15 protein-coding genes are annotated in these 15,718 nt (G+C 71.3%); 4 read left to right on the top strand and 11 right to left on the bottom strand.

Translation table 11 applies throughout. The features are described from left to right. Window positions 1-388 precede the first annotated feature (388 nt). Window positions 389-904: a MarR family winged helix-turn-helix transcriptional regulator gene (locus ACIBCM_RS15180; RefSeq protein WP_399243173.1), complete on the bottom strand. Its 516-nt coding sequence runs from the start codon at window positions 902-904 to the stop codon at window positions 389-391. A 93-nt stretch (window positions 905-997) separates the two neighbouring features. Between ACIBCM_RS15180 and ACIBCM_RS15185 the strand changes: the two genes are divergently transcribed. Continuing rightward, on the top strand, window positions 998-1,780 hold the full coding sequence (locus ACIBCM_RS15185; RefSeq protein ID WP_399243175.1) for a dioxygenase: 783 nt from the start codon (window positions 998-1,000) through the stop codon (window positions 1,778-1,780). A 240-nt stretch (window positions 1,781-2,020) separates the two neighbouring features. Here ACIBCM_RS15185 and ACIBCM_RS15190 read toward each other — a convergent pair whose 3' ends face one another. Then, entirely contained in the window at window positions 2,021-3,058 is a 1,038-nt protein-coding gene (locus ACIBCM_RS15190; RefSeq protein ID WP_399243177.1) for a questin oxidase family protein, read from the bottom strand. A gap of 156 nt (window positions 3,059-3,214) precedes the next feature. Beyond that, window positions 3,215-3,739, bottom strand: coding sequence for a GNAT family N-acetyltransferase (locus tag ACIBCM_RS15195; protein WP_399243179.1), 525 nt, complete (start codon window positions 3,737-3,739; stop codon window positions 3,215-3,217). A gap of 148 nt (window positions 3,740-3,887) precedes the next feature. Here ACIBCM_RS15195 and ACIBCM_RS15200 point away from each other — a divergent pair, with 148 nt between their 5' ends. Then, the gene (locus ACIBCM_RS15200; protein WP_399243181.1) at window positions 3,888-4,889 is read left to right on the top strand and encodes a sigma-70 family RNA polymerase sigma factor; all 1,002 of its coding nucleotides are present in this window, start codon (window positions 3,888-3,890) and stop codon (window positions 4,887-4,889) included. A 328-nt stretch (window positions 4,890-5,217) separates the two neighbouring features. On the opposite strand, the gene ACIBCM_RS15205 is transcribed toward ACIBCM_RS15200, so the two are convergent. After that, window positions 5,218-6,189, bottom strand: a complete 972-nt coding sequence (locus ACIBCM_RS15205; protein ID WP_399243183.1) for a helix-turn-helix transcriptional regulator — start codon at window positions 6,187-6,189, stop codon at window positions 5,218-5,220. 63 nt (window positions 6,190-6,252) lie between these two features. Here ACIBCM_RS15205 and ACIBCM_RS15210 point away from each other — a divergent pair, with 63 nt between their 5' ends. Next, complete coding sequence (locus ACIBCM_RS15210) at window positions 6,253-7,869, top strand: MFS transporter (RefSeq protein ID WP_399243185.1); 1,617 nt, start codon at window positions 6,253-6,255, stop codon at window positions 7,867-7,869. 165 nt (window positions 7,870-8,034) lie between these two features. Here the strand turns inward: ACIBCM_RS15210 and ACIBCM_RS15215 are convergent, their stop codons facing one another. Together ACIBCM_RS15215 and ACIBCM_RS15220 are read right to left on the bottom strand one after the other, a co-directional pair. After that, window positions 8,035-8,859 (bottom strand): DUF6227 family protein, encoded by an 825-nt coding sequence (locus ACIBCM_RS15215; RefSeq protein WP_399243187.1) that lies wholly within the window; start codon window positions 8,857-8,859, stop codon window positions 8,035-8,037. Between the two features lie 142 nt (window positions 8,860-9,001). Continuing rightward, complete coding sequence (locus tag ACIBCM_RS15220; protein WP_399243189.1) at window positions 9,002-10,081, bottom strand: P1 family peptidase; 1,080 nt, start codon at window positions 10,079-10,081, stop codon at window positions 9,002-9,004. 359 nt (window positions 10,082-10,440) lie between these two features. Between ACIBCM_RS15220 and ACIBCM_RS15225 the strand changes: the two genes are divergently transcribed. Next, window positions 10,441-10,647 (top strand): hypothetical protein, encoded by a 207-nt coding sequence (locus ACIBCM_RS15225; protein WP_399243191.1) that lies wholly within the window; start codon window positions 10,441-10,443, stop codon window positions 10,645-10,647. 67 nt (window positions 10,648-10,714) lie between these two features. On the opposite strand, the gene mscL is transcribed toward ACIBCM_RS15225, so the two are convergent. The 5 genes from mscL to ACIBCM_RS15250 all read right to left on the bottom strand — a co-directional run bounded on the left by mscL (window position 10,715) and on the right by ACIBCM_RS15250 (window position 15,376). Next, complete coding sequence (gene mscL, locus ACIBCM_RS15230) at window positions 10,715-11,227, bottom strand: large conductance mechanosensitive channel protein MscL (protein WP_399243193.1); 513 nt, start codon at window positions 11,225-11,227, stop codon at window positions 10,715-10,717. Window positions 11,228-11,368: 141 nt separating this feature from the next. Further along, window positions 11,369-11,881, bottom strand: coding sequence for an RcpC/CpaB family pilus assembly protein (locus ACIBCM_RS15235; protein WP_399243195.1), 513 nt, complete (start codon window positions 11,879-11,881; stop codon window positions 11,369-11,371). Between the two features lie 723 nt (window positions 11,882-12,604). Further along, the gene (locus ACIBCM_RS15240) at window positions 12,605-13,444 is read right to left on the bottom strand and encodes an S-methyl-5'-thioadenosine phosphorylase (RefSeq protein WP_399243197.1); all 840 of its coding nucleotides are present in this window, start codon (window positions 13,442-13,444) and stop codon (window positions 12,605-12,607) included. Between the two features lie 246 nt (window positions 13,445-13,690). Then, entirely contained in the window at window positions 13,691-14,065 is a 375-nt protein-coding gene (locus ACIBCM_RS15245; protein WP_399243199.1) for an FmdB family zinc ribbon protein, read from the bottom strand. A 69-nt stretch (window positions 14,066-14,134) separates the two neighbouring features. Then, window positions 14,135-15,376, bottom strand: coding sequence for an MFS transporter (locus tag ACIBCM_RS15250; protein WP_399243335.1), 1,242 nt, complete (start codon window positions 15,374-15,376; stop codon window positions 14,135-14,137). Window positions 15,377-15,718: the final 342 nt, after the last annotated feature.

The raw sequence follows: 15,718 nt of genomic DNA on the forward strand, positions 1-15,718 counted from the left end.
CGGTCACTGGTGAGGGTGCCCGCGGTGTTCCGCGCCGAGAGGCGCGGGGCACCGCGGAGGACGTACGGGTGCTGTGCCGGGCGGTGGTCGTATCGCTGAAGGGGCCGCCCGCCGGGCTCGCAGCGTTCGCAACGGGGGTGGCAGGCGTCCAGGGGGCGTACGGCGAGGAGGCCGTCCCGCCCCGGAGGTCTTGAGGCCGTCGTAGCGGCCCGGTGGCGTCACCGCGTGAGAGTCCCGTGCGAAGGGGGCCCGTCCGGATCGGATCCGGACGGGCCCCTCGCGTACGCCCGCACACCGGGTGCCGCCGGATGAAGGGGGCCGCCGGCAACGTCGTCCGGCACGGCCCGTTCCGCCGCGTTCCGGTGTCACCCGCACACAGGGGCCGCTGTCACCGCAACCAGGGAAGATCCGCCCCCGAGTCCTGCGGCTGAAGTCCCTCCGCCATGATCCGCATGATCTCGCCCAGCTGCTCCACCTGCCCGGGGCTGAGGCGGTCGAACATGGCCTGGCGTACCGCCTCGACATGGCCGGGCGCGGCCCGCTTCAGTACCTCATGGCCCTCGTCGGTCAGTACGGCGTTCTGCCCGCGCCTGTCGGAGGGGCAGTCCTCGCGGCGCACCCAGCCCTGCTTCTCCAGACGGGCGACGGCGTGCGAGAGCCGGGACCGGGTGATCTTGGCGTCGATGGCCAGCTCGGTCATCCGCTTACGGCGCTGCGGGGCCTGGGACAGCTCGACGAGCAGCCCGTAGTAGAGGTGCGGCATACCGGCATCGCGCTGCAACTGGCGGTCGAGATGGTCGTCGAAGAGCCTGGTGGCATGGAGATAGGCGCGCCAGACGCGCTGTTCGTCATCGGTGAGCCAGCGCGGCGCGCGCTTGCCTCCGCCCGTGGATGCCGTGTTCATACCTCTACTGTAAAGAGTAGTTCTTGAAAGTTGAACTATTTGGATTTACGGTGGGTCTGTCACTTGAGAATTCAAGTAGATCGGAGCCTTCTCATGTCCGCCACCCCCTCCGTGGAGCGCATGCCCGCGCTCTATCTGTCGCACGGGGCGCCGCCGCTGGCCGATGATCCGGTCTGGCCCGGGGAACTGGCCGCATGGTCCGCCGGGCTGCCGCGCCCCAAGGCGATCCTGATGGTCTCCGCGCACTGGGAGGAGGCCCCGCTCGCGCTCGGCGCCACCGAGACGGTGCCGCTGGTGTACGACTTCTGGGGCTTCCCGCAGCGCTACTACGGCGTCCGGTACGCGGCGCCCGGCGCTCCGGAGCTCGCCGATTCGGTACGGAAGCTGCTGCGCGGCGCCGGTACCCCCGTACAGGACATCCCGGACCGGGGGCTGGACCACGGCGCGTACGTCCCGCTGGTGGAGATGTTCCCGGACGCGGACATCCCCGTACTCCAGATCTCCATGCCGACCCTCGATCCGCGGAAGCTCATGGACATCGGGCGCAAGCTCGCCCCGCTGCGGGACGAGGGTGTGCTGATCGTCGGGAGCGGGTTCTTCACCCACAATCTGGCGGCGCTGCGGCAGGGCGGGATTCCGGGCTGGTCGGCCGAGTTCGACGACTGGGGCCGGCGGGCGCTGGCCGCGGCCGATGTGGACGCCCTGCTGGACTTCGAGAACAAGTCCCCGGCGGGGCGGCTGGCCCACCCGCGGACCGAGCACTTCGCTCCTCTCTTCGTCACCCTGGGGGCCTCGGAGGGGCAGTTGGAGAGCGGGCGGAGTGTGATCGACGGCTTCTGGATGGGGCTGGCGAAGCGCTCGGTCCAGTTCGGCTGAGACCGGTGGCCCGGGGCCGGTGGCCGCGGTGGCCGCGGCCCGGGGTCGTCGGAACCCTTGCCCGGGGGGTGGGAACCCGGCCCGGGACGTGGGAAGTCCGGTCGGGACCCGCGAACTCCGGTCGGGGGCCTGCGAACTCCGGTCGGGGGGCCGCGAACTCCGGTCGGGGACCCGGGACCGGACACCGGGACCGGCCGTCCGGCGCGATCTCAGGGCGGTGCGGTGCCTACAGGACGGTGCCTACAGGAACGGGACGTTCAGCTCGATCGACCGCACCGCCGCGGCCAGTGCCGTCCCGTCACCCACGTCGAGCGCGGTGTCCGTGAACTTGATGGTGTGGTCGTCGCCGTGCGCGGCGGCCCGCTCGAAGATCTCCTCCGGGGTCTGCCCGGCGGGTGCGTACGGGACGGGCTCGGCCGGACTGTACGCGGCGGTGACCGCGGCACTCGCCGCCCAGGCCGCCCCCAGACTCGCCGCCCACAGTTCCCGGGGCAGCGCGGGCAGAGTCCGCAGTACGGCATTGGGCGCCGTGGCCGCGTGCACCAGCATCACCGGATCGCCGTGCCCGAAGCCCGCGTACCGGTGTGTGGAGGCTCTGACCAGCTCCCGCAGCCGCGCATGGGCGGTGTCCGGGTCGGCCGGGGCGCCGGGCCACGCGGGCACGACGGTCAGCTGCTCCAGCCGGTGGTTGATCCCGCCGGACTGATCGGGCACGGCCGGTACGGCGTCCAGCGCGGCGGCCGCGCTCGACGGGGCGGCGGTGTCCGCCGGTGGCCGTGTCCCCGGAAGCGGCTGGTGCCGGGCCGCCCAGTAGCCGAGGGCGTGCGCCAGCTCGGTGACCCGGGGCCCGGTCGGCTCGGTGGTCAGCAGGGTGCGTACGGCGTGGCCCACCCGGATCACCGGATGCGTGGCCCCTCCGGCGATGCCCGGCAGCAGGCGCGGCCACCATTCGGCGAGTACCTCCCGCCACGGCCGCTCCGCCGTCTCCCGCTCGAAGTGGCGGGCCCAGTCGGCGATTCTGCGCGGATCGCCGAGCGCCGCCCGCCAGTTGTCGGCGGTCACCGGGGTGTCGGGGCCCGGCATGGCCTCCAGTCTGTCGCGGTAGCGGTCGAGCCACCGGTGCGCGGTCCGCGCCTGGCCGTGGCGCACCAGAGCCTCGACGGCCATCGGCGCGTGGTTGCTCAGCCAGCCGTCGCGCTCGGGTCCGCTGAGATGGATCCGCTCCAGCGCCTCGTCGAGTGTGCCCGTGGTGTCGTCGGCAGTGCCCGTGGTGTCCATGCGCCGGACCCTAAGCGGCGCCGCCGCCCGCCGTAACCGGCCGGAGGAGTAGGACCCCCGCCCGCCGTGGACGGCCGTGGTCCTACTCCCGGTCCTACTTCCCGGGCTATTCCTGCGCCTGCTCCCGGTCCCGGTCCCGCTCCCGGTCCCGGTCTATTACCGGGGGCCGAGCCGCTTCTCGAACCAGGCGACGTCCCAGTACCGGCCGAACTTCCGGCCCACCTCGTGGTACGTCCCGACGGGGCGGAAACCGAAGCGGGCGTGCAGCCGGCCCGAGGCCTCGTCGGGCTGGGTGATCGCCGCGTACGCGCGGTGGACGTCCTCTCCCTCCAGCGCCTCGAAGAGCGACTTGTACAGCAGGGTGCCGATGCCCCGGCCGGCCGCTTCGGGGGCGCAGTAGACGCTGACCTCGACGAATGTGGAGTAGGCCGCCTTGGGCCGGAGCGGGCCGCTGGTCGCGTACCCGAGGAGTCCGCCGGCCGCCTCCCGAGCAACCAGAAGGCGGTGGGGGCCGTCTTCAGGGTGGGAACGCAACCACGGAAGACGTTGTTCGGGGGTGAAGGGGATCGTGTCGAACGTGATGGGCGTCTCACGCACATAGTGGTTGCAGAGCGCCGTCAGGGCCGTCGGATCGGCTTCTGAACCGGGCCTGACCTGCACCTCCGTACATTTCTGCGGCATTCGCCCTCCCTCATGAGCGCGACAGGATACTGCAAGATCAGAAAAATAGACGTGCGGCGTGGGAATTCTGTCCGGATTGCAATCGTTGATTCCATCGGATGCAGGGCACCCGGGAGGGTGTCGCGACCTACTCAGCAAGGGAGCTCGCATGGCAACCCGTGCCGTCGCCCGTCGCCAGTCCGAGACCAAGAGGACCACCGACCGGGCAAGCAGCGTTCGCGCAGTGGGCGGGGAAATCGCCGACCGCGACCTGGTCGGCATGTACCTCGACGAGATCGCGCGTACGCCGCTGCTCGACGCCGCCAAGGAAGTGGAGCTGTCTCAGACCATCGAGGCGGGGGTGTATGCCCGGCAGATCCTCGACAAGGAGGTCGAGAGCGATGCCGGCGGAGCCTCCCGCGAGGAGCTCGAAGCCCTCGTCGCGGACGGTGAGCGCGCCAAGGACATCTTCATCCGGTCGAACCTCCGCCTGGTCGTCGCGGTCGCCCGGCGCTATCCGCGCAGTGGGCTGCCCCTGCTCGACCTGATCCAGGAGGGCAATGCCGGCCTGGTGCGCGCCGTCGAGAAGTTCGACTACGCGAAGGGCTTCAAGTTCTCGACGTATGCCACCTGGTGGATCCGTCAGGCCATCACCCGCTCCATAGCCGACCAGTCCCGCACCATCCGCCTCCCCGTCCATCTGGTCGAGGAGCTGGGCCGGATCCGCCGTGTCCAGCGCGAGTTCAACCGCGAGAAGGGCCGTGAGCCGGAGGCCGCCGAGATCGCGGAGGAACTGGGCTCCACGACCGAGCGCGTCACCGACGTCCTCGACTGGGCGCGTGACCCCGTCAGTCTGAACATGGCCGTGGACGACGCCGGTGAGACCCAGTTCGGCGACCTCCTGGAGGACACCTCCGCGGTCTCGCCCGAGCAGTCCGTGCTCACCCTGCTGCGCAGCGAGGGCCTCGACGATCTGATCGGCAAGCTCGACCAGCGCACCGCGTCCATCATCCGTATGCGGTACGGCATTGTGGACGGCCGCGAGCGCACCCTCACCGAGGTCGGCAAGGAGCACGGCCTCACCCGTGAGCGGATCCGCCAGATCGAGAAGCACGCTCTGGTGGAGCTGAAGCGGATGGCCAGGGACACGGGCTTCGACGCCGCGGCCTGACCCGCTTCCCGCGCCCCCACGAACCGGACCCCGAGGCCCTCCCCCCGGCCTCGGGGTCCTTCTCTGCGCCGCGCCCCCCGGAGGCCGGCTGTGGGTGGGGCGCGCCCGTGTTCTTCCCCCAACGGCAGCCGGCGCCTGCCGGAGGTCGCCCCCCCGGCGTGGCCGCCCGCGGCAGCCGGGTCCGTTCCGTTACGGCGGTCGGCGCCTGGCTGAGGCCCCTGTGAGCGGGCCCGCCGGGCCTCTGCGGGTCACGGCAGGTCGGCGCGCGCGCTGCCCCCAGCGTGCCCGCCCGCCCGGGCCACCCGTGCGCGGGGCTCGCCCGGTCCGGTCAGCCGTGACGGGCGCGGCTCGTGGCGCGTTCCAGGCGGCTGCCGAGGTTGGTCATATACACGACCAGGGCCTCGGGGCCGTGCACGGTGAACTCGCAGTCCACGAGGGCGAGACGGAGTGCCAGCCACTCCACCGAATCGTGGGAGCGGGTGCTCAGACGGCTCGTCAGTTCGCCTGTCGCCACGGGTGCGCCGAGGTGGGAGGGAAGCCTCGCCGCCACAAAGCCCACGGGCGCTTCGAACGTCACATCCACCTCGTGCTCCGGCCGCCCCGCCCGCGAGGCGCCCAGCAGCTCCCCGCCGCTCTTCGTCGGCAGCTCCCTCGCCGTGAACCTCGCCCCCGTGGCGAACGGCTCGGACACCCGGTCCACCCGGAACGTACGCCAGTCCTCCCGCCCCAGGTCGTACGCCACGAGGTACCACCGCTGCCCGGTCGACACCAGCCGGTAGGGCTCGACCAGCCGTCTGCTCTCCGTACCGTCACCCGCGCGGTAGCCGAACCGGAGCCGTTCGCGCCCGGTGGCCGCGCTCGCGATCACCGTGAGCGTCCGGGGATCGATGGTGGCTCCGTCGCCCTGGGTCAGGGGGACCGTCGCCGACTGAAGGGCCGTCACCCGGTGCCGCAGCCGGGACGGAAGGACCTGCTCCAGCTTGGCCAGCGCCCGTACTGACGCCTCCTCGATGCCCTCGATCGCATGGCCCGCCCCGGCGCGCAGGCCGACGGCGATGGCGACGGCCTCCTCGTCGTCGAGCAGGAGTGGTGGCATCGCGGTACCGGCGACCAGGCGGTACCCGCCCACCGCGCCCTTGGTCGCCTCCACGGGATAGCCGAGCTCGCGCAGGCGGTCGATGTCCCGCCGGATCGTCCGCGGGCTCACCTCCAGGCGTTCGGCGAGCTCGCTGCCCGGCCACTCGCGCGGGGTCTGGAGCAGAGACAGAAGATTGAGTAGTCGTGCAGGGGTGTCCGTCATACATCTCAGGATGCCCGGGAACTAGGACATAGGCTGGCCTATATCACCTCTAACGTGCTGAGCATGAGTTCACAGCCACCTGTGTCACCCACATCCAGCCCGACGTCAGAGCGGGAAACGCCCCCGGCCGGAGCCGAGTTGAAGGCGCACGCCGGGGCGGGGCAGTCCTCGGCCGTGGCCTCGGACGCCGCCGCGGACCGCCGGCGCTGGATCGCCCTCGCCGTCGTGATGACCGCCGCTTTCATGGACCTGGTCGACGTCACCATCGTCAACATCGCGATCCCCAGCATCGAGCGCACCCTGGACGCTTCCTTCGGCTCGATCCAGTGGATCACCGCCGGATACGCCCTCGCCTTCGCCGCCGGACTGATCACGGGCGGGCGGCTCGGGGACATCTACGGCCGCAAGCGGCTGTTCCTCATCGGCATCACCGGTTTCACCGTCGCCTCCGCGCTCTGCGGATTCGCCGCGAACCCGGAGATGCTGGTCGCCTCCCGGCTGCTGCAGGGTGCGACCGCCGCGCTGATGGTGCCCCAGGTGCTGTCGATCGTGCACGCCACCTTCCCGGCGCATGAACGGGGCAAGGTCTTCGGCCTGTTCGGTGCGGTCGTCGGCCTCGGCGCGGTGTCCGGGCCGCTGATCGGCGCGCTGCTGACGCAGTGGAACCTCTTCGGCCTCGAATGGCGGCCGATCTTCCTGATCAACCTCCCGGTCGGTATCGCCGGTCTGATCCTGGGCCGGAAGTTCATCAGCGAGTCCCGCGCGCCCCAGGCGCTCAAGCTCGACCTGGTCGGTGTCGTCCTGGTCACCACCGCGCTGCTGATGCTGATCTACCCGCTGACACGCGGCCGTGAGCTGGGCTGGCCGCTGTGGGGTCATCTGTGCATGGCGGCCAGCCCGTTCGTGCTCGCCGCGTTCGTGGCGTACGAGAGGCACAAGACGCGCAAGGACAACTCACCGCTCGTGGAACTCTCCCTGTTCCGGCTGAAGTCCTTCGCCGCCGGTATCGCCGTCCAGGTGATCTTCGGCCTCGCGCTCGGGGTGTTCTTCCTGGTCTGGACGCTGTACATGCAGATCGGCCTCGGCTGGAGTCCGCTGCGCGCCGGTCTGACGGGAGTTCCGTTCTCGCTGGCGGTGTCGGTGGCGGCCGGTGTCTCCGTGCAGAAGCTGGTCCCGGTCTTCGGGCGCAAGGTCCTTCAGGCGGGCGCGCTGACGATGATCGCGGGGCTGCTCCTCTACATCTGGGAGGCCGACCGGTACGGCACCGGGATCCACCCCTGGCAGATGGCGGCACCGCTGCTGCTGATGGGCGTCGGCATGGGACTGATCGTCGCGCCGCTCACGGACGCGATCCTGTCGGATGTGCCCCGCGAGCACGCGGGATCGGCGTCCGGGCTGATCAGCACGGTCCAGCAGGTGGGTACGGCTCTGGGACTGGCGCTCGTTTCGGTGATCTTCTTCGGCTCGATCGACGAGGAGCGGCTCGCGCCGAGTGGGATGGGGAAGGCATTCGCGGACGCCTTCGAGAACTCCCTGTGGTGGGTCGTGGCCATTCTGGCCGTGATCTTCCTGGTGATGTTCGCGCTGCCGGCCCGTCCGAAGCAGCATCTGGAGGGCGCACCGGCCCCGGAGGACCCGTCCGCGTCCGCTCCGGACAAGGAACTCGCGCTGACCCCCTGACGCGGGGCGCCGATATCCGGCGCGCTGCCCCCTGCGTGGCCCGCGAGGGAGCTGCCCCACACAGAACGTGAGCATCGAACGTGAGGCCCCGGGATTCCGTCCCGGGGCCTCACGTGTTGTAGGGCACGGCTACGGGCGCCGGCGCGGCCGGAGCCGAACGGCTGGTCAGCGGACCCGCGCCCGGAGCTCCATCGCTTCCCGCGCCGCGTGATCCGTCGGATAGACCTCACACATATGGCGTCCGTCCGGCGTCGCGGTGTGCTCGACCTCCCAGAGGCTGATCTCGGTCCCGTCGAGCAGCAGGAACGCGTGCTCGTACATCGTGAAACCCGCGTCCTTGCCCGCCACCCGGCACTGGCGTCCGAAGACCTGGGTGATGTGGTGCGCGAAGGCGCCCTGGAGGAGCAGGGCGGTCTTCTCGCCGGGCCGGTTCTCGTTCTCCGCGCGCCGCAGGACACGGCGGGCGTGGTCGGCGGAGTTGTCCGGCACATACATCCGGGGGAGCGGGGCCGGGGGCGCCGCCATCAGACTGGCGAGGAGCTCGAAGTCGGAGTCGAGATCGGCCTCCAGATCGGCGGGGCTGAGACCGTCCCGTCCGCCGTCACCCGTCCGGTGCGGCGGGTACGCCTGGTACGTCGAGGACAGGGCACCGCCCGCGTCGGCGAACCCGGGGAATCCGGCGGGCAGTCGGGAGGCGGCGAGACGCACCTCGGACTCGTCCGCGTACACCTCGTGCTGTTCCACTCCGGCGGGGCCAGTGCTGTGCACCAGTTCCCACAGGACGACGGAACTGCCGTCGGCGAGCAGATACGCGTGCCGGTAGGTGGCACGGTCGAAGGCCGCGCTGTGGTGTGAGGAGTGCAGCGAACTCGCGTGTGCCAGCGCCGAGTCGAGTCTCTCGACGGTGGTGTCCGGCAGATCGAAGGAGTTGAGCGCCCGACCCAGGAGTCGCTCGAGGTGCGTCTCGGTTGTCTCATACGGATCGTTCAAGGTGGGTCTCCAGGCCGTTGCCACAAGTAACTCGGTGATTGCTAAAAGTAGCCCCTGGTTCTGACAGTGCGTCCATCGTTCCGAAAAACGTAGGAACTCTTTGTGAAGTTCCCCGGACCCCTCAATGGGCATGTCTTGTATGTCAGTTGATGTCGTACAGCTCACGATACGAGGGAAAATCCCCACCCGGTCCCTTCACCCCCCGGGCCGTCAGAACCGCTCGCACGATCGCCCGTGTCACCACGTCGGCGCCCGCTGCCAGCACATTGTTGAAAGTGAGCGGGTTTACGGGGTCCATCGGCACGGCGCCCGTGGCGAGCGTGAAAACGGTGTCTCCGTCATTCATGAGGTGGACCGGGCGCACGGCGCGCGCGATGCCGTCGTGCGCCGTCCCTGCGAGCTTGTGCGCCTGCGCCCGGGTGAGATCGGCGTCCGTCGCCACCACGGCGAGGGTGGTGTTGAGCGGGGGCGGCCCGCTCGCCGCGCGCGCCTCCTCCAGCCGCAGCCGCGCCGCCGCGTGGACGGCCGGAGCGGGGTACTCCGGAGGGCCGGGCGTGTCTCCCGCGCCGAAGTGCAGCCCGTACAGCACCCCCGTCTCCGGATCGAGCACCGAACCCGCCGCGTTCGCCACGACCAGGGCGGCGACGGTGACGTCCGCGCCGTCGGCGCCCACGCCCTCCAGCACCGTGCTCGCCGTGCCGATACCGCCCTTGAGGCCGCCGGCGACGGCGCCCGTTCCCGCGCCGACATCACCGGACTCGACCGGAGCACCCGGTTCGGTGCCGGCCGCGGCCTCCACGGCCGCCCGTCCGGTCGAGGCGTCGGGGCGGGCCGCCCAGTCGCCGCCCCGCCCGAGGTCGAAGACACAGGCCGCGGGCACCACAGGCACCACATGGCCGGGCGCCACGGGGACTCCGCGCCCTTGCTCCTCCAGCCACGCCATCACCCCGCCCGCCGCGTCGAGCCCGAACGCGCTGCCGCCCGTCAGGACGACCGCCTCGATCCGCTGCACCAGGTTGCGGGGATCGAGCGCGTCGGTCTCCCGGGTGCCGGGACCACCTCCCCGTACATCCACGGCGGCGACCGCACCGCCCTCCGGCGCGAGGACGACGGTGGTGCCGCTGAGCGCGCGGTCACCCGCCACACGCGCGTGGCCCACGCGCAGCCCGGCCACATCCGTCAGGGCGTCGTTCCTCGTCGCCATGTCCCTTGTGTTCCTCATGCCTTCTGCGTATCACGCGCATCGTCCGCACGGCTGTTCGCCGGGCGTTCGCCGATCCGGTTTCCGCGCATCGTATGGGCGGGCGGTTAAACGGGGCGTGTGGATCTGCTGTGTCCGCGTGGAGCTCCGGCCACCGGGCTCGCCGGCGGCCGGAGCGGCGGGGTGGCGGGAGGCGGGCCGGTGGGCAGTCGGCCTCGGGGCGGCGGGGAGGCGGGCAGGGCCCGGAACCGTCGCTTTTCGGTGGGGCGGTGCTTTCCCGGGCGGGCCGGGGCGCGGCGGAGGCGCCGGGCCGCGGACCGGCGCCGGCCGCGGGGGGACGTGGGCCGCTTCGGGCCCGCGTGCCGCCGTACCCTGGAGGTATGAGCACCGCCCCCGCCCCTGGACCGCGTGATGCGAAGCGTTCCCGGCAGCAGACACCGAAGCCGGGCATCGACTTCGACGATCCGCTGGAGCAGCAGTCCTCGGACGATACGGACCGCGGGTGGGGTGAGCGGGCTCCGGGGAGCGGTGACAGCGCGGACGACCTGGCGCGATTCCTCGACGAGAAGCCGCCCCACCACATCTGAGCCCTTCGCACGGCCCGGGCCCTCGAGGCCGGGGCTCGCGCGATACGGAGCCCCGGACACAACTCCGTCAGACGGTGCCGGTCCCCGGGCCCGAGCCCGTCGGACCCTGCCCTGATCCCGGACCCGTGCCCCGGGCGGACTGGGCGACGAGGGTGTCTCGGATCTCCTTCAGGACCTCCAGCTCCGACAGCTCGACGACCTCCTTCGTACCTTCCTTGGCCGCGTCCCGGTCCGCCTTGCGCGCCAGGTACTTGGCCATCGGCAGCACCATCAGGAAGTAGACGACGGCCGCGGTGATCAGAAAGCTGAGCGTGGCGCCGAGGACCGAACCCCAGAGAATCCTGATGCCCTGGACCTCGCCGTTGACGACCTCGCAGGTGCCCTTGATGCAGGAGCTGTACGAGTCGAGGTTCTTGGTGCCGAACGCGCCCACCAGGGGGTTGATGACGCCCTTCACCACCGAGTTCACAATCTGGGTGAACGCTGCTCCGATGACGACGGCGACCGCGAGGTCGATCACATTGCCGCGCATCAGGAAGGCCTTGAAGCCCTCCAGGAGGCTGACTTTCTTCTCCGTCACCACTGAGCCTTTCTTTGCATGTACAGGACGCGGGGTCAAACCTTCCGCAACCTACGTCACAGCGGTGTCGGGCTGTCCACTCCGTACCCGCGAACTGATGACCATCCGGTACGTTCGTGCGATCCGGCGATGTCCGTGGGCTCAGCACAGGGTCACCGCCAGACTGGACGAAGCGCCCGCTCCGGCGAGCGCGGTCGCGGTGGAACGGGGCACGGACAGCACCACCAGCGCGCCCGTCGTATCGGTGGGATCGCGGAAGCGGGGCACTTCGATCACCCGGACACCCTGGGCGACCACCCTCGCCTCCGGCTCCGCCCCCGCGTCCGTCCTTGCTTCCGGGCCGGAGGGGGAGTCCGGCATCGCGATCACATCCACCCGGTCCCCCGGCCGCAGCAGCCGCACGGTCGCCGCGTCCGCGATCCGCACGGGCGCGGACACCCATTGTGTGCCGGGCCGGGAGCTGACGACTGAGCCGGAGCCGTCGACAGGCCGGGATGTCTCGGCGGGGCGGGACCCGGCGGCGGGGCGCGACTCGGCGGCGGAACGGGGCGCGCCCTGAGGAGCCGCGACCGCGGGGGCGCTGTCCGGACCGTGCGCACCACGCGCACCAGCCGCGGCCATGGCCGCCGCCGTGAGCGCGAGCCCGGCGGCCACCGCTCGCCTTCGCCGCCGCAACGCCCGCCGCAGTCGACGTGCCCCGCCACTCACCCGCAGGGGATCGAACGGCGGCACACCCCGAAGGTCGGGCACCGGGGCGACCGGAAGAAGCGAGCCCCCGGATGAGCGCCCGGATGAGTTCCTCGATGAGCCTCCGGACGAGCCCTCGGAGGAGCCTCCGGAAAAACCGCCGCCCGAGTTGTGTGAGGCGCCTGCACACGCGACCCCGTATGAGCCGCCCGAACCGCCGCCCGAACCGTACGAGGAGCCCGCGCACGACGCCCCGGACGAGCCGCCCCCAGAGCCCCCGGAGCCGTCGGCGGACACGGCGGGGCCGGAGGCGCCACCCGGGGTCGTGGCCGAGGCCGAGTGCACGCGGGGCGGGTGGGACGTCGGGCAGTGGCCGGAAGACGAGGGAAGGGAGGGTACGGAGGGAAGGGGCGGAAGAGTCATGGTCACGCACCACCAGGTGTAGAGGAGCCGACACGGTCATCACCGACCGCTCGCTCCTCACGATCCACCGATCACCGCGTTCCCGCTGAAGCCTGTGGACGCCCGCCCCGCTGGGGAAAACGTCCTCACCCGAACGAAGCCTTCCGCCCCGCCCCGCCCCCGCCCCGCCCCCACCCCCGCCCCCGCCCCGCCCCCACTCTCTCCCGAGAACCCACACCCCTCCCGCCCCCGGGAACCCACCGCCCCCATTGGCCGCCCCACCTCACCTCACGGCAGCTCGAACCCGAGCGCGGCTCCGTCGTGCGCGTTGGCGCAGAGGCAGTCCCGGTCCCCGTTCGCGGGCAGCGCCCCCACCGCGTCGAAGAGCACCCCCCGCAAGTGCTCCACCTTCTCGCCGAAGACGCGCATGACCTCCTGGTGCGAGACGCCGTCGCCGGTCTCCGCGCCCGCGTCGAGATCGGTCACCAGGGCCAACGACGTGTAACACAGCTCCAGTTCACGGGCGAGCACGGCCTCCGGATGCCCGGTCATGCCCACGATCGCCCAGCCGGCCGACGCGAACCACCGGGACTCGGCCCGGGTGGAGAAGCGCGGCCCCTCTATGACGACGAGCGTTCCGCCGTCCACCGGCTCCCACGCCCGTCCGCGAGCGGCCTTCAGCGCGACGGCACGCCCCGCGGGGCAGTAGGGATCGGCGAGGGAGGTGTGCACGACGTTCGGAACGACCCCGTCCGCACGGGTGGCACCGTCGAAGTAGGTGTCCTCCCTGGCCTTTGTACGGTCGACGAGCTGATCGGGGACGACCAGCGTCCCCGGGCCGTACTCGGGACGCAGCCCGCCCACCGCGCACGGCGCCAGGACCTGCCGTACGCCGACGGAGCGCAGCGCCCAGAGGTTGGCGCGGTAGTTGATGCGGTGCGGTGGGACGCGGTGGTCGCGTCCGTGCCGGGGGAGGAAGGCGACCTTCCGGCCGGCCACCTCACCGAGGAAGAGGGAGTCGCTCGGGCTGCCGTAGGGAGTGTCCACCGGGATCTCGGTCACGTCGTCCAGAAAGGAGTAGAGACCCGAGCCGCCGATCACACCGATGTCAGCGCTTGTGTTCGCCATGGCGGTCACACTATCCACGCGCGCCCTCGCGGAGAACGCCGCCTGAACGCCGCCGGAAAACGCCGCCGGACCGCCGTACGGCACCGACCACGGCCTCCTCGGGACGTACGCCGACGCCCTCGGCACCTCTCCGCCTCCGGCGAGAAGCACCCGCGCGCACGCCCGTACACGCCAGGGACCCCGCCGTTCACCACGGCGGGGTCCTGGACACATGAAGTGCGGTGACTCGACGAACCTCGGAGAGCGTCAGGCGGCCGAGCTGCTGCTGGAGCCGGCCGTCGACGACGAAGCGGAGGAGGCCGGAGCAGACGACGAAGACGAGGAGGAGGACGAAGATGAAGCCTTCGCGTCGGACGACGACCCGGAGGACTTCTCCGACGACGTCTCCGAAGCCTTCTCGGAGGACTTCGCTCCGGCGGTCGCGGGCGAGCTGCTCGACGAGGAGCCCCGGCTGTCGTTGCGGTAGAAGCCCGAGCCCTTGAAGACGATGCCGACTGCTGAGAACACCTTCTTGAGGCGTCCCTCGCACTTGGGGCACACGGTCAGGGCATCGTCGGTGAACTTCTGCACCGCCTCAAGGCCCTCGCCGCATTCGGTGCACTGGTACTGGTAGGTCGGCACTGGCTCTTCCTCCTGGCACTCTCACTCAATGAGTGCTAACGACGGTCCATAGTGACGTATTCCTGCGGATCAGTCCACCGTCACCCGCGGGCGGTGATCCATCCCACTCGCCCCACGGGCCGTGGCGCGCCCGGGCGCCCGCGGTGTGAGACGTGACCGCAGCGCCACCAGAGTGATCATGGCCAACGCGGTCCCCACCAGGGGTACCAGGAAGCCGGCCCGGGCACTGTAGGTGTCCGCGAGCTGACCCGCGGCTGTGACGGCGGCCGCCTGCCCGAGGGCCACCGCGCCCGTCAGCCAGGTGAAGGACTCCGTACGGGCCGAGACCGGCACCAGGGCCTCGACCAGGGTGTATCCGCTGATCAGAGGGGGTGCGATACACAGTCCCGTCAGCAGGCCCAGTACGGCGAGCAGGGCGGGTGAGTGCGCCGACCACAGCAGGGAGGCCGTCAGCGTCAGCCCGGCGTAACCGATCACCAACCGACGCCGGGGGCCGCTCTTCCAGGCGATCGCGCCGCAGACGACACCGGCGAGCATATTGCCCGCCGCGAACACCCCGTACAGCAGTCCGTTGGCGCCCGGATGACCGATCTCCTCGCTGAAGGCGGTCAGGGAGACCTGCATTCCGCCGAAGACCGAGCCGATGCCGAGGAAGGCGACCACCAGGACGCGTACGCCCGGCACGGAGAGCGCGGAGACGGGGGTTCCGGTGCCGGAGCCGGCGGCGGTGGCCCGTACGACCTCCGGCTGGGTACGGCGCTGGGCGGCGAAGAGCAGTCCGCCGGCCAGGGTGAGTCCGGCCTCGGCGATCAGTCCGGCGGCCGGGTGCACTCCGGTGCAGAGCGCGGTCGCGAGGACCGGTCCCACGACGAAGGTCAGCTCGTCCGTGACGGACTCGAAGGCCGCCGCGGTCGACATCAGGGGCGATCCGTCCAGCTTCGCCGCCCACCGGGCCCGCACCATGGGACCGATCTGGGGTACGGACGCTCCCGTCGGCACCGCGGCGGCGAACAGGGCCCACAGCGGGGCGTCCGACAGCGCGAGCGCCGTCAGAGCCGATACGGAGGCCGCGTGCAGGAACACCCCCGGCAGCAGTACGGCGCGCTGGCCGAAGCGGTCCGCGAGTTTGCCGCCCTGGGGGGCGAACAGCGCCATGGAGACACCGGTGACGGCGGCGACCGCGCCGGCCCTGCCGTAGGAGCCGGTGGTGTCCTGGACGAGCAGGACGATGCCGATGGTCAGCATCGCGAACGGCTGGCGCCCGGCGAAGCCGGGGAGCAGGAACGTCCAGGCGCCGGGGGTACGCAGCAGCTGCCCGTATCCCGGACGGCGTCCGGCTCCTTCACCGCCGGGACCGGGGCGGGAACCTGGGCCGGGGCCGGAACCGGGGCCGTCGGGGTAGTCGGTGACCGCGGAATCCACGGTCCGTGCCTTTCTGCCGCCTGGTGGCGCTCCCCCTGATGTGCGGAAGCGGCCGAGAGCTGTCCTCTTGTGCGGGACTGCGGTAGATACCGGGGCCCGCTGGGAGGGACTCCGCGGCCGCCATACGGTCGCGCCAGCTCTGCGTCAGGCAGAGGTGGTCGATCAGGTCTGAGCCCATGGTAGCCGGTGGAAACCGGCCACCTCAGTACTGAAGGCAACCGGTCCGGCCGC

This window comes from Streptomyces sp. NPDC051018 (assembly GCF_044456085.1).
Lineage (GTDB): Bacteria > Actinomycetota > Actinomycetes > Streptomycetales > Streptomycetaceae > Streptomyces.